Origin of the sequence: Nocardia coubleae NBRC 108252 (assembly GCF_001612805.1) — a bacterium.
Lineage (GTDB): Bacteria > Actinomycetota > Actinomycetes > Mycobacteriales > Mycobacteriaceae > Nocardia > Nocardia coubleae.
On record NZ_BDBD01000026.1, the window covers coordinates 140,295 to 154,460 of the forward strand.

Genomic DNA, 14,166 nt, shown 5'->3' on the forward strand with positions numbered 1-14,166 from the left:
TGTCCGAAGCCGATCCGATTGCGAGCCCGACCGTGCGTGAAGTCCTCCTGTTGTGCTGGCGTGACACGGGGCACCCACAGGGCGGCGGCAGTGAGCGGTACCTGGAGCAGGTGGGTGCGCAGCTGGCGGCCCGAGGGGTCAAGGTCACCCTGCGTACGGCCGGGTACCCCGGTGCGCCGCGCCGCGAGCGGATCGACGGTATCGACATCAGCCGCGCCGGTGGCCGCTTCACCGTGTACCCGCGCGCGCTGGCCGCCATCCTCGCCGGTCGGCTCGGTGTCGGCCCGCTGCGCGGTGTGCGGCCCGACGTGGTGATCGACACTCAGAACGGCATCCCGTTCTTCGCGGCGGTCACCGGTGTGCCCTCGGTGGTGCTCGTGCACCACGGGCATCGTGAGCAGTGGCCGGTCGCCGGGCGGCTGGTCGGGCGGATCGGCTGGTGGATCGAGTCCAAGCTGTCGCCGCGCGTGCACCGCGACAACCAGTACCTCACGGTGTCGCTGCCCTCGGCCGAGGAGCTGTCGGTGCTCGGGGTCGATCGCGAACGCATCGCCGTCGTCCGCAACGGTGCCGAGCCGGTGCCCGCCGAGGTCGTCCCCGGCGGCGCGAGCACCCGCGCCACCCACCCACGCATCGCCGTGCTGTCCCGTCTCGTCCCGCACAAGCAGATCGAGGACGCCCTCACCGCCGTCGCCACGCTGCGCGAACGCTTCCCCGACGTGCACCTGGACGTGATCGGCGACGGTTGGTGGGCGCCCAACCTGCGCGCGTGCGCCGACGACCTCGGCATCACCGACGCCGTCACCTTCCATGGCCACGTCGACGAACGCCGCAAGCACGAGATCCTGTCCACCGCGTGGGTGCACGTGATGCCCTCCCGCAAGGAAGGCTGGGGCCTGGCCGTCATCGAGGCCGCCCAGCACGGCGTACCGACCATCGGCTACCGCAGCTCCCGGGGCCTCACCGACTCCATCGTCGACGGTGTCACCGGCCTGCTGGTAGACGACGCCCCCGCCCTGGCCCGAGCCGCCGCCGACCTCCTCGCCGACCCGGAAACCCGCTCCATGATGGGCGAGAAGGCCCGCGCCCGCGCCCACGAATTCTCCTGGGAACAAACAGGTTCCGGCGTCTACGAAGTCCTCGCCGCCGCAGCCCGAGGCACCTACACCACCGGCCTCGTGGCCCCGTCAGCTCTCAATCACTGAACACATCGTCGACGGTCTGCGCCCCGATCGCCCGATCGAGCCATTCACCGAGCTGCGCGCGGTCGTGACACGACACGATCTTGCTTTCCGCCGCAGCGGAAACAGCGATTCCACGCCGCCGCAGAATTCGAATGATGCTCTCTGAGACGCCTTCTTCGCGCCCCTCTTCGCGAATCCGCTGTGACGTCTCGGAGCGGAAGAACGACAGGTCTACCGACATCAACTTCCTCCAGATTCGGGCGCCTCGCGTACGGCCGAGGCCCAGTTCGACTAGTTCGGCATAGATCTGTGCATCGTCCCGGTCACCTGCGAGCCGCAGCGCAGCAGCCAGCGCTTCCAGTATCGCACCGATCTCAGGACTCGTGGCGTGGGTTATCGCTGACAGGGCCGCCAGAGGTAGGTCTTCAGCAGCTGCTTCGGCCGTCATGACGGCGGGAACATTGTGTGGGCCGAGCACCAGCGGGCGCAGCACCACACAGGGCATGTCGCGTGGCCGAGGCTGTGTGGACCCTGGGCCCACTGTGCAGTGGCCTCGCTGCGGCACACGATGACAAGCACGGCGGGGATCTGGTACTTCGCTTCGAGGTAGGCCAGGTAATAGGTCCACGCACGTGGGCGGGTCAGTTCCTTCTTGCTTTGCGCCTCTACAACGAGCAGGAAGCTGGAGTCTGCCGTGACGATCCGCAGAATCGTGTCTGCTCGGCGTTCGATGGGCTCTATCTCGGTGAGGTCGACCGAGATGTGTTCGACCTCGATCGGGTCGGGAAAGGGGAGGTCGAGTGCGTGGAAGGCGCGGGCGAAGGTGCGCGCGTCGTGCCGGAAGATCCGGTGCATAGCCTCGTGCTGTGAGGTGACCATAGCGAGCGAACATAGGTCGTCGATGGCTCGCGGCGGTATTGGTGCGGTGTGTTGTGCGACGCGCGAGGAATCGCCGGATGACACTCCATCAGTTGGGGTTTGGGCGGAGTGCGGCAGCGAGGAGCGCTCCGAGGAGGAGGGTGGCCCAGAGGAGGTGGGCGGTGGCGGAGATTCGGCGTTGGGTGGGGGTTGCGGTGTCGGTGGGGGTTGGGTTGGGGACTCGGTAGAGGGCTAGGTCGGGGTCTTCGTAGGTGAGTTGGGTTGTGGTCAGGGTGGATTGGGAGGCGCCGAGGGGGCCGGGGGTGGTGCGTTCTATGAGGATCCAGCCGACGCCGAGGGCGGCTAGGTCGGTGGCGGGGGCGCCTTCGAGCAGTGCCGTTTCGACTGTGCGGGCGCGGTTTCCTTCGCCCGCTACGGCGTAGCCACGGACGCGGAGTTCACCTGTTTGGAGGACGTCGTCGGGGAGGATTCGGGGAGCGGGGTCGAGGACGGGAGCTGTTCCGCTGTAAGGGAATCGGCGGAACATGCCTGCGGGGAGGACGGCCACGTCGCCCGGTGCGTCGATGTGTTCGACGACCTTTTCCCAGCCTGCGGGGTAGTGGACGGGGCGCATCTCGCCGCCGACGCCCCAAACCAGATCAGGGAGAGGGAGAATCAGCATTCCGATGAAAAGTGTTGCGACAGCGGCTGTTCCGGTTCGTACGCCGTCATGGATCGTCGGCGCGAACCTGCGGGCGAAGGTGAGCACGGTGGTGCAGGCGGCCGCCGCACACAACACATACGCCGGCATCGCGAGCGCCACGTATTTCTGGCTGTCACGCAACAACCCCGCACCGGGCACGTGCGCGACCAACCATTCGCCGACCGCGATCCCCCCGCTGGTCGCCCCGAGCGCGGGCACGACCACGGCCACCACCGCGATGACCAGCAACGCCCGGTGCCCCCGCGCCCACACCGCCCGCACTCCGAGCGCGACTATCCCGAGCAACAACATCGTGGCGACGAACGCCACCGGCGTTGTCCGGCTGCCCGGAACCGCTTCCGCGTTCCAGATCCCCCCGAGCCCGGCCAGGCTCCCCAACGTCCCCAACCACGGCTCCGCTCGCGCCGCGAACGCCGAAACCCCTTCGGGATCCGACGGCTCGGCCCCGGCCCCCAATGCGGTCGCCGTCAACCAGGGCGCACACGTGAGCACCCACAGAACGGCAGCGGGCAGCATCTTCCGCCACCCGATCGTCGCCAGTCCGATGACGGCTGCCAGCAACGACCCGGTCGGCGTCAACCCGGCTGCCGCGAACGCCGCGACCAGCGCAGCCCACGCACCGACACGTGCTCCAGCGCGGGAACGGCGGGCCTGAACACTGCTCCATGCGCGTCCGACAATCGACCCGGACGCACGTGCCGAGTCGACCTCGCTGAGGCTGCCCGGTGATCCTCTGCCGCCACCGGTCTCGGCGGCCGAGTCTGTACCCGACCCGGCTCCAGAGGCGAGGCTCGCCTCGGCGTGGCCGCGCCCCGAGCGCACGTCGACTGACGAATCGACCTCCGGCTCGCGCAGACGCGTTGCCGCCAACGCCACCCAGGGCAAAGCCGCATACCCCGCGAGCAGACTCCAATGCCCTTGGAGAAGACGTTCGGCGACGAAGGGGTTCCAGAGAGCCAGAGTCGCGGCGACGAGTTGGGGGCCGGTGGTCGCGCTGACGAAGCGGCGGGCGAGGACGGCGGCGCCGTACCCTGCCGACCACAGGGAAACGATCAGGATCGCTTTGACGAGGATGCCGCCGTCGACGACGGGGGAGAGCACGGCGAGCAGCGCATCCTGGGGCACCGCGCGGGGTGCGGCGGCGCCGAGACCGAGCGCGGAGTCCGTCAGGTAGGAGCGCGGGGTACTCACCGCGTCGCGCAGCAGCAGGTACCCGGAGCCTGCGAGCGGGCCGACGATCACAGCCGTGAGGAGCGCGCAGTACGCGGCAACCCAGAGCCTCGCGCTACCTGTCACATCAGAGCACCCTAGATGCTTGCGGGCGCGCAGCGGGGCCCGCCCTGATCTGGACCGACCGGAGGGTGCGACAACGCGAAGGGCCCCGCCTCGAGCACCTAAGCGCTCCGGAAGCGAACCCTCAGGGTGAGTCCGCTCGGACTCACATTTCGGGGTACCGCCCACCGCATGGGCGATGAGGTGCGACGATGGGGCGTGTCTTCGGTCCGCCGCCCCCCTGTTGTTGCCGATCTGACGTGGGTCACGGCCGGCGCGATGACCGCCAATGTCGCCGGTTACCTGCTGCAGATGTTGGCCGGTCGCTGGCTGGGTGTGGCCGGCTTCAGCGAGTTCGCGAGTCTGCTCGCGGTCCAGTTGTTGTGCGCGGTGCCCGCCTTGGCGATGCAGAACGTGGTGGCGCGCGAAGTGGTGCGCGGCGCCGGTCTGCGCGCGGTGCGGGCGATGCAGTGGCGGTGTGCGGCGCTGGTCGCGGCGGTCGCGGTGGTGCTGATCCCGGTCGTCGCGACGGTGCTGCATGTCGGTGTGCCGGCCGCGGCCGCTGCCCTCGGCGCCGCTCCCGCTCTGGTGATCCTGTCCGGTGAACAGGGAATCCTCCAGGGCGCCAACCAGTTCCGTGCCCTGGCGACGGTGCTGGCCCTGGCGGGAACCGCTCGCGTCGCACCCGCACTGATCGCGCTCGCGCTCGGCGGCGGTTCGGCGGGCGCCCTGCTCGCCGCGGCAGGCGGACTCGTCGCCGCCGCCTTCCTCGCGGGCCGCATCGTCCGATCGGCGACCGCGAGCGATTCAGCAGACCTGTTGCTCGATGGGCGGACCGCTACCGTCGAAACGCGCGAGCGGGCGATCGGCGTCCTCCCGGTCTTGCGTGCCGTCCAAGTGCAGGCCGCGCTGATGGCCCTGTCCTCGGCCGACCTGATCGTCGTGCGCATCGTCCTCGACGACGCCGACGCCAGCCGCTACTCCCTCGGCACCATCGCCACCAAGATCGCCTTCTGGCTCCCGCAGGCGGTGGGCGTTGTGCTGTACCCGCGCATGGCCCAGCCGACGCATTCGGCCCGCGCCATCCGCGACGCCCTGTCGGTGCTGTCGCTGATCGGCGTCGTCGCGGTCGTCGGCGCCGCCCTGGCCGCCCCGCTCGCGCCCCTGTTCGCGGGTCAGGACTACGCGCCCATCCAGGGCATGCTGTGGATTTTCGCGCTGCACGGCGCCATGCTCGCCGTGCTGCAGGGCGCGTTGCTGTCGGCGATCGCGGTGGAACGCACCGGCTTGGCGATGGTCACCTGGGTGGGTCTGGCCGTCGAGGTCGCGTTGATGCTCGCCTTCGCCGACAGCATCGGTTCGCTCATCGGCATCGCCGTCTGCGTCGCCGCCGTCACCACGACGATCGTCGCCTTGGTCGTATTGCGCACCGCGCGAAACGACGACGGCCCCGGTCGGTGACCGGGGCCGTCGTGAACCGCTTGCCTCAGGGGCGTTTGTTCGTGTCGATCTGTTCGGTCGGCGAATCGTAGTCACCGCGCGGGAACTGGGTGGTCGGCGCTTCGTCGCCGTCCCAGCGGGTGGCGCCGGTGTCGGCGGCGGTCGGTGCGGGCGTGGGCCGGGTGCCACGCGGCGAGGCGTGGGCCGGGGCGCTACCGCCGCGCAGACCGAGGAACAGGCCGGCCAGCAGCGCGATCACGCCGAGGATGCCGAGCACGATCGGCACGATGCGGCCGAACAGCGACAGCTTGTCGGTGTTCTCCTTGGCGATGGCCAGCTGCGACTCCACGGTCGACTCGTCGAAGACGATGTGCGACTTGAGCGCGGTCACCTCGGGCTTGTCGGCCGTGCGCGCGTAGAACAGGTGGATCGATTCGCCACCCTTGACGACCGTGCCGGTCTGCGGCTCGACCCACAGGTCACGCACGTTGGTGTAGTAGCGGGTCATGGTGACCGGCGCGTCGGCCGGCACGTCGGTGACGCCCCACTTGGCGGCGGGCAGGGTGAGCCGGTTGGTCGGCGACTGCACCACGTCCCAGGTGCTGGTGACGGGCGCGATCATCTGGAACCGGTACACCTTGGTGCTGTTGATCTCGGTCTCTTCGATGAAGTTGGCGTCGAAGGACTTGCGCACGTTGATGTCGAAGTACGGGTACGTCTTCTTCTCGGTGCCGATCGGGAAGCGGTAGCCGATGCCGGTGTGCTGCACCGGTTCCATCACGCTGCCGTCCTTGTTGACGGTGACCGCGATGGAGCCGTTGGGCTCCTCGTCGACCGGCATGCCGGTGGTGCGCGAGATGGTGACGCGGTCGATGGCCGCGGTGAGCAGGCCCGTGTCACCCTGCACATCGGTGCGGCGCAGCGTCTGACCCGCCTGCAGCGTCATCTTGTCGGCGTCGGAGGGCTCCTCGACGGTGACGAAACGTTGCGAGATCAGCGGCACGTTCTTGTTGACAACGGCCGGACCGTCACCGGAGGTCAGCGACTTGGAGTCGAGGACGAGACTGTCCTCACCAGGCTGGTTCTCCGCGATGGTGGTGATCTCGAGGTCGAGCGGAGTCTTGGCCACCTTGCTCACGGTGTAGGTGGGGATCATGAGCGCGGCAACAAGCAATGCCGCGCCCAGACCCACGAGCACGCAGGCGACCGTCCTTCTGGTACCGGCACTCAGTGCCATGCAAACTCTCCTCGTCGTTCGAACACGGATTGAGCCGACACTAACAGCCCATGACGACGGAAGGCGGCGCTGTGCCCGCTAAATCGCCGACACGGCAGACTGGACCCCGATGACGAGCCCGCACGCCCCCGTTCCGCCGCCGCGCACCTTCATCCCCGCCCTGGAAGGAATGCGTGGGATGGCGGCGCTCGGCGTGCTCGTCACCCACGTCGCCTTCCAGACCGCGGCATCCGGAACACCGGTGCTCGGGCCGATTCTGGAACGCTTCGACATGGCGGTCGCGGTGTTCTTCGCGCTGTCGGGTTTCCTGCTGTGGCGGCCGCACGCGGCGGCCGCGCACGGGGTGGGTGCGGCGCCGTCGACGGGGCGGTACCTGCTGCACCGTTTCGCCAGGATCATGCCCGCCTATTGGGCCGTCGTGGTGTTCGTGCTCGTGTTGCTGCCCGGCGCCGCACAGACGGCGAACCTGCGGGTGTGGGTGTCGAATCTGTTCCTGCTGCAGGTGTTCGTCCCCTTGACACTCACCGACGGCCTCACCCAGATGTGGAGCCTGTCGGTGGAGGTGGCCTTCTACCTGGTGCTTCCGGTGTTGGCGTTGGCGTTCGTCCGGCTGCGTGGTCCGTCGGCGCGGTGGCGGGTGCCCGTGCTGTGCGTGCTGGCCGCGGTGAGCCTCACGTGGAACCTGTGGCCGGTGCCGACACCCGACGCCATCCACGCCGACAACTGGCTGCCCGCCTACATCCCGTGGTTCGCGGCGGGCATGCTGCTCGCCGAACTGATCTACCGCCTGCGCACCGATGCGCGCTGGCCGAAGCTGCTGGCGAATCAGCCGCTGATGTGGGGCTTCGCGCTGGTCGCGTTTCTGATCTCGGCGACGGAGTTCGGCGGGCCGGCCGGTCTGGAACGTGCCGAGCCGTGGCAGTACGCGGTGAAAATGCTGCTCGGGGCGATCATCGGCTTCGGCCTGCTGGCACCGCTGGTGCTGCGCCCGGCCGACGCGCCACCGCATCGCTGGCTGGAATCGCGCACGGCGGCGGTGCTCGGCCGGTGGTCCTACGGGGTGTTCCTGTGGCACCTGGTGGTGCTGTCCATGGTGTTCCCGGTGTTCAGCCTGTTGCCGTTCAGCGGCAGCTTCCTGTACGTCCTCGTGCTCACCACCGCGCTGACCTTGCCGCTGGCCGCCGCGAGCTACGCGCTGATCGAGGAACCCGCGCGTCGGCTGGCCCGGCGCTGGGACAAGCGGAGGGCTGTGAAAGAAACCGCCCGCGTCTGAGCCGGTGAGGCGGCATTGTCGGGCGACATCCCGTCCGTCCGGCCCGATGGCGCCGCCCGGCCACAGGTCAGCGCCGGCGTGGAAGTGCGGCGACTCCCACCGCGACAACAGCGATGACCGCGGGTGCCTGCGCCCAGATCGAGCCACCCATATAGGTGGTGCCCGACCGCCATGTGCCGGTCGACAACGCCGCCACCGAGACCAACGTCCCGACACCGGCGACCCAGGGCAGTACCCGACTCGTCACAGCGGGCCGGAAGTGACTGCACGCCACCGCGACAACGGTGCACACCACACCGAACGGACCGGAGACCACCGCCACCGCACCGGTGAGCCCGAGCGCGGCGAGTGGGCGGGTACCCCATGTGGTCGGTGCCGGGCCGACGTCGGGGACCGGTCGCCGACGCGGAATGGCAAGCAGCACAAGCGGAATCAGCAGCAGTAGACCACCGAAGATCGCCAGCCGGTACCACCGGTCGTCCGGGAACGATACGGTGATCTCCCCGCTCGCCCCCGCCGGAACGAGCCAAGCCTGCTGCCAACCGTCGACCACGACGGGCTTCAACAGCTGCCCGTCGGAGGTGTGTGCTTCCCAGCCGACGTTGGTGCTCAACGGCAGTACCAGCAATCGTGCCTTCGTCGAATCGGCTGCCGGCGCAGAGGGGCCTTCGTGGGTCGCATCGCGGGCGGGGGCTGAACTCCGAGCGCCTGATTCGCTGGTTGAGCTGTCGACGTCGGTCGGGCTCGCGGGCGCGTCAGCCGCACTGTTCTCGTCGATTGGCTCGCTGGGCCCGCCGGCAGTGCTGTTCTCTTCGGCCGGGCCGGCGGGATCGCCCCCACTGCTGTTCTCGCCGCCAGCGCTCGATTCGGAAGAATCGCTTGTCCCGCCAAGGATCGGGGCGGTTGCGAGATCGGTGCGGGGCAGCCGAATCCGGTCGACCGTGAACAGTTCCGTCGGCACGACGGTGAGGTCGGGCTTGCCGGGCAGCAATTCGATATCGGCCGCGTCCAATTCGCAGGGGCGTGCGGAAACCGGTGCACCCGATCGGAGTTCGTCGGCGGTCGCGGTGACGGTCGTGTGTACTGCGCGCCCGCCGATGGCGATCACCGGCCCGGCCTCGCAGCCGATGGTCACGAGTCGGTCGCCGGGGGCGTGGGCGGGGTAGTCGGGGCCGAGTACTTCCACTTCGGCGAGCCCGGCCGGCTGGGTGAGGACGAAGCCGAGTGCGGTGCGGTCGAGCACCTCGTTCCACTGCTGAATGCTCACCTCGACCCGATCGGTAACGGTGGGGTGCAGCGAGATTCGTGCGGGTTCGCCGTGTTCGCGTTCGGGCAGTTCGCGCATCTGCGGACCGTTGCCGAGGTTCACCACCACGGAGGTGGCGGTGGCGGGCAGACCGCCGAGCGCCGTGGTGATGTCGAGCCCGGTCACCAGCGCGGGTTCCGGAAGTTCCAGCACCAGTGTTGGTTTAGCACCCGCGAGCCCACGGACGGTGGCTTCCGGGGCGGTCCAGGTGGTTCGGGGGTCGCCGTCGGTGGCGGCGAAGGCGGCGCCGCGCAGGTCGGCGACATCGGCCTTGCCGCGCGCGATCGGTCTGGCCGGGTCGGTGAGCAGCGCTTCGAGCGCCGGTCCGGGGCGGGTGCGCACGGTCAGGTCGGTGCTCACCCGCATCGGTTCGGGCACCGAAAGCGTCCGCCCGAAGACGCCGGGTTCCTCGGCGGGCAGACCGAGTCCCTTGCTGCAGTGCACCCGCAACGGCCCGTCGAAACACGCTGTGCGACCAGGGAATTCCTGCCCGAGGTCCCAGCCGGTCACCGTGGTGCCCGCCGGAGCATCGGGGAGCACGACTCGATGCCGGATATCGACGCGTACCGGCGCCTCCCGTACCGAATAGTCGTCGAGGGTGAGTTCGCTGATCCCGAATTGCCCACCACGGGTGCCGGTTTCGGTGCGCGCGGCGGTGATCATCACCCACTCGGTGCGGCCCGCGGGCAGGGCGACGGTGACCGGCGCACCGGGTTCGGTGATCCGGGCCGACACCGTTCCGCGCGACGTGCGCACCTCCACCCACTTCACCGGATCGCCGAGCGCGGCCGCGGTCGTGGTGAACTGCAGCGAACCGCTGGTGATCGGCTTGTCCAGATCCAGCCGGAGCCACTGGCCGAGTGCGGATTCCGCGCCGTTGCTGATCCATGCGGTGCTCGGATCGCCGTCCACGGCGGCGGCGGTGGAACTGCCGGGTGCCGCGCCGCCGATCTGGGTGGCGTCGGCCGCCGAACTGGAGGTGGTCACCTTCGCACCGGACCACTGGGCTCGGACGAGTTCGGTGCCGTCGACGGGATAGTCGGGGACGAGGTTGTGGGTTCGGCGGGCGTCGTCCGGAGCGCGGACGGCGGAGTTGTGGTTGTCCACCCGCCCGAAATCTGATTCCCGGTCCATCGGTGTGTCGGTCAGCAGCACCGGTTCGGTCGGGAGTCCGGCGCGTGCGGCGTCGGCTTCGAGAAGCACTGGGCCGCTTGCTCCGTCACGACGAACACGCTCGAGCACCTCGGGTCCGCCGCGCACGACGGGCACCGAGTCGAGCCCCACCGTGTAGGCGCCGGGGACCGAGTCGGGGGCGCCGGTGCCGCTGCGCACCTGCGTCGGCGTGCCAGGCGTCGCGTGGTCCACCCGGTAGATCTCGATGGCCGGGTACGACGGCAGCAGGTCGTTGTCGACGACCAGGCCCGCGTCGTCGGCGCGCGGTCCGATGGGCGTGCCGAATTCGGCGACCTTGGTGAGCCCCGGTGAGCCCTCGATGGCCTGGTGCGCCAGCATCGGCCGGGTGGAGCGGGAGGTCTCCGGGTCGAGGTCGTTGCGCAGCACCACGATTCCGATGCCTTGGTTCGCCAGGGTGGTGGCCAGTCCGGTCGACGGTCGTCCGTCGGCGATGAGCCGCTGCACCGAGTCCATGGCGCGGATGGTGCCCGGCGGATTCAGCGGCACCGAATCGCGCACGGCCCATGGGGTACTCGCCACCGCCTGCAGTGGTTCGTCGCGGGTGAGTCCCCAGATCTGGCTGCCGAAGGGCGCCCCGGGGACGACCAACGCGCGAGTGTCGGCGGCATTGTCGGCGAGCCATCGCGCGGTGTCGGTCCAGTAGGCAGGCACCCGGTCGTAGGCGCCGCGCGGGGCGAGTCGACCGGTCCACGCCAGCGAGGTCGCGAGGGTGAGCGCGGCGAGAACCAGGGCCGCCACGGCCACGACACGATCGCGTTCCGGATGGGCGAAGGCATTGCGCCACACCGGCATCGGCACCGACGCGGGCAGTGGCACCCGGCCGAGCAGGTGCGCGAGCCCGACCACCAGCGGCAACCGGATCAGCGGCTCCAGCTTGTGCACATTGCGCAGCGGCGCACCACCGGAGTCGAGGAAGATCCGCACCGATTCCGCGAACGGCCCGCCGAGCGTGCCGACATACCCGGCGCAGATCCCCGCCAACCCCACACACAGGATCAGCACGAACCGCCCGCGATACGGCATCGACGACCGCGCGAGCCCCGCCATGCCCGCCGCCGCGAGCAGCCCGGTGGCGAGCACCGCGGCGGGCTGGGTCACCAGCACGGCCCCCGCGATCCGCTCGGGCGACACGAACGGCGTCCAACTGTCGGTACCGCGCAACACCTCACTCAGTGCCGCCCACTGCGTGGTCACGCCCGACGACTCGATGTAGTCGAGGAACGGCGGACTCACCTTCCCGAGCAGCAGCAGCGGCACCACCCACCAGAACGTGGCGAGCACGAGCAACGGGATCCACGCCCGCGTGAACCGCCACCACCGCCGGTTCGGTCGGTAGGAGGCCCACCACAGCGCGGCGGGCAGGAACGCGGCCACTGTCGCGACTGCATTCACCGACCCCATCAAAGCGAGCGCGAGCGCACTACCAGCGGGCGAGAGGATTCCGCCGCGCGTGGGTCCAGGCGCAACCGACTCGCCGGCACTCGAGCCGCGACCGGCCCGCACTACTCGGCCACGCAGGCGGCCGACTTCGCCGGACTCGGCGTTCCCGACCGCGCTCCCCGCAGTGCCGGTGGTGACAGGATTGACCACACTGTCGTCCGGCGCGTTGTCGCCTGGACTGTCGGGCCGCGGACTTTCCGGCGCCGTGTCGACCCCCGTGGACTTACCGCGCAGTGCGACGCCGAGCGCGGCCGGCGCGAGCAGCACCCACGGCGCCAGCATCATCGGCAGCGTCTCCGAGGAGATCGACCCGAGCGTGGTGAGCACCCGTGGCGACAATGCGAACGCGATACCCGCGATCACCCGCGACCCACGCGCCCCGATACCGAGGGTTTCGCACAGCTTGACGATGCCCCAGAACCCGGCAAGCAGCAGCAGCGCCCACCACACGCGCTGGGTAACCCAGGCGGGCACATGCAGGAGGTGACCCGCGGAGAAGAACGCGCCGTGCGGGAAGAAGTAGCCGTAGGCCTGGTTCTGCACCTGACCCATGGGCGCCTGGCTGCTCCACAGGTGCGCGGCGCGCGCGAGGAAGCCGAGGGGGTTCTGGGCGAGGTCGTATTTGGTGTCGGCGACGGTGAGGCCGGGCGCCTGCGCGAAGGTCAGGACGAAGGCGGCTACGACCGAGCCGACGAACCAGCGCCAGCCCAGTGGCGCCTTGTTCAGGTGCCCCGAGGGGCGCGACGCACGGGCCTGCGCGTCAGCGGCTGCCGTATTCAGGAGCGTTGAGCAGCGAGGAGTCCTTGTCACCGCTGCGGTCGATCGAGGGAGCCGTGTTCTGCTGCACCGCTGCCGTGATGGCGAAGACGGCGATCGCGCTCAGCAGGGCGCCGCCGACCGCGCTGGCAACAGCCGGAACAGCAAACTTCATCGCGCACTCCAATACGTCGACGTCGGGGCCTGTCTGGTGGCCAACCTAGCAGGTGTGCGCCGGTAGGTCAGCGTTCGGGCAGTTCGCAACGCAGGGCGGCGAGCAGAGTGCGGAATTTGGCGGTGGTCTCGGCCAGTTCCTCGGCCGGATCGGAGTCGGCGACGATTCCGCCGCCCGCGCTCGCCCGCAGGACGCGCCGGTCGGCCGACAGTTCCCCGCCCCGGATGGCGACCACCCATTCACCGTCGCCGTTGCTGTCGCACCAGCCCACCGCCCCGCCGTAGAAACCGCGCCGTTCGTCGGCGGTGACGGCGTCGAGCGCCGCGGCGAAGGGGGTGCCGTTCACAGCGGGCGTCGGATGCAGCAGCAGCGCCAGGTCGAGCGCGGTAGTCGACGGGTCACGCAACACCCCGCTGATGGGGGTGGCGAGGTGCCAGACCTGTTCGGTGCTCAGCAGTTCGGGCCGCTCGGGGATGTGCAGTTCCGCGCACACGGGCCCGAGCTGCTGCCGGATCCACTCGATGACGAATCCGTGTTCGTCGTTGTTCTTACTGCTGGACAACAATTTACGGGCCTGCGCCGCATCGGCCTCCGCGTCGGGCAGTCGCGGCAACGTGCCCGCGAGTGGATGCAGACTCACGCGATCGCCGTGGCGCGTCACCAGTACCTCGGGCGTGGCGCCGAGCAGTGTCTGCCCCGCTCGGCCCGCCGCCGACAGGTCGACCGCGTACACGTTGGCGGTGGGATGCCTGGTCAGCAGATACCCCGCGAGCGCCTCGGGATCGAGCTGATCGGCGGCTTCGACGACGACGCTGCGCGCGGCGACCACCTTGCGCAACTCGTCGGCCGGATCGGCGAGCCGTTCGACCAGCTTCTGGACCCGTATCACATGTTCTGCCGCACTGGGTGATTCGGCCACAACGCGCATCTGCGGCAACGGTGGCAGCGCAGCCGGACGCCACGCTCCGGCCGTGTGCACAGCCTTCTCGGGCCGCCAGAGCGCGGCGGGTTCGCGGGGATCGAACGGCAATGCACCGACCACCAACTCGGGCGCCTCGTCGGGCTGTCCGCTCGGGTCGAGCTCGTCGCCCGTACTGAGTTCTTCGCCCGTACCGGGCTGTGCGGGCAAGCCGACCACCGACTCGGATCGTTCACCCGCACCCACACCCGCGCGCCACGCGCGCAGCGCCGCGACCGCCGCCGTGGGGTCCGCGAAGTTCGTGCGCACCCCGTCGGCGCGCAACACCGAGTCGGGTCGGGCCAACAGAAATCCGCTCATAGTGGTTCGACCATAACGCTGCGTACCC

Annotated in this window: 10 protein-coding genes; 3 read left to right on the forward strand and 7 right to left on the reverse strand. The window is 69.7% G+C overall.

Going from position 1 to position 14,166, the window contains the following annotated elements; all coding sequences use genetic code 11:
• The first annotated feature begins 32 nt into the window (after positions 1-32).
• Positions 33-1,205: a glycosyltransferase family 4 protein gene (locus NCO8_RS26950; protein WP_067643873.1), complete on the forward strand. Its 1,173-nt coding sequence runs from the start codon at positions 33-35 to the stop codon at positions 1,203-1,205.
• On the opposite strand, the gene NCO8_RS32640 is transcribed toward NCO8_RS26950, so the two are convergent.
• From NCO8_RS32640 to NCO8_RS26965, 3 genes are all read right to left on the reverse strand, one after another.
• A complete protein-coding gene (locus tag NCO8_RS32640) occupies positions 1,195-1,632 on the reverse strand; it encodes a hypothetical protein (RefSeq protein WP_067643556.1) in 438 nt (145 codons plus the stop codon). The two genes, NCO8_RS26950 and NCO8_RS32640, sit on opposite strands and share 11 nt — an antisense overlap.
• Positions 1,629-2,063, reverse strand: a complete 435-nt coding sequence (locus NCO8_RS32645) for a hypothetical protein (RefSeq protein WP_067643558.1) — start codon at positions 2,061-2,063, stop codon at positions 1,629-1,631. Before NCO8_RS32645 ends, NCO8_RS32640 begins: the two co-directional genes overlap by 4 nt.
• 88 nt (positions 2,064-2,151) lie before the next feature.
• A complete protein-coding gene (locus tag NCO8_RS26965) occupies positions 2,152-4,062 on the reverse strand; it encodes an MmpA family trehalose lipid delivery protein (RefSeq protein ID WP_067643561.1) in 1,911 nt (636 codons plus the stop codon).
• Positions 4,063-4,317: 255 nt separating this feature from the next.
• Between NCO8_RS26965 and NCO8_RS26970 the strand changes: the two genes are divergently transcribed.
• Positions 4,318-5,499, forward strand: coding sequence for a polysaccharide biosynthesis protein (locus NCO8_RS26970; RefSeq protein ID WP_245655518.1), 1,182 nt, complete (start codon positions 4,318-4,320; stop codon positions 5,497-5,499).
• A gap of 25 nt (positions 5,500-5,524) precedes the next feature.
• Here the strand turns inward: NCO8_RS26970 and pgfA are convergent, their stop codons facing one another.
• Positions 5,525-6,715: a cell envelope lipid trafficking protein PgfA gene (gene pgfA, locus NCO8_RS26975; RefSeq protein ID WP_067497175.1), complete on the reverse strand. Its 1,191-nt coding sequence runs from the start codon at positions 6,713-6,715 to the stop codon at positions 5,525-5,527.
• A 109-nt stretch (positions 6,716-6,824) separates the two neighbouring features.
• Between pgfA and NCO8_RS26980 the strand changes: the two genes are divergently transcribed.
• Positions 6,825-7,988 carry an acyltransferase family protein gene (locus NCO8_RS26980; protein WP_067643567.1) on the forward strand — a complete coding sequence of 388 codons (1,164 nt, stop codon included), beginning with the start codon at positions 6,825-6,827 and terminating at the stop codon, positions 7,986-7,988.
• Between the two features lie 67 nt (positions 7,989-8,055).
• Here the strand turns inward: NCO8_RS26980 and NCO8_RS26985 are convergent, their stop codons facing one another.
• The 3 genes from NCO8_RS26985 to NCO8_RS26990 form a co-directional block, all read right to left on the reverse strand.
• Positions 8,056-12,654 carry an alpha-(1->3)-arabinofuranosyltransferase gene (locus tag NCO8_RS26985; RefSeq protein WP_245655529.1) on the reverse strand — a complete coding sequence of 1,533 codons (4,599 nt, stop codon included), beginning with the start codon at positions 12,652-12,654 and terminating at the stop codon, positions 8,056-8,058.
• 34 nt (positions 12,655-12,688) lie between these two features.
• Positions 12,689-12,859 carry a DUF2613 domain-containing protein gene (locus NCO8_RS30910; RefSeq protein ID WP_022566695.1) on the reverse strand — a complete coding sequence of 57 codons (171 nt, stop codon included), beginning with the start codon at positions 12,857-12,859 and terminating at the stop codon, positions 12,689-12,691.
• 67 nt (positions 12,860-12,926) lie between these two features.
• Positions 12,927-14,138, reverse strand: coding sequence for an isochorismate synthase (locus NCO8_RS26990; protein ID WP_067643569.1), 1,212 nt, complete (start codon positions 14,136-14,138; stop codon positions 12,927-12,929).
• Positions 14,139-14,166: the final 28 nt, after the last annotated feature.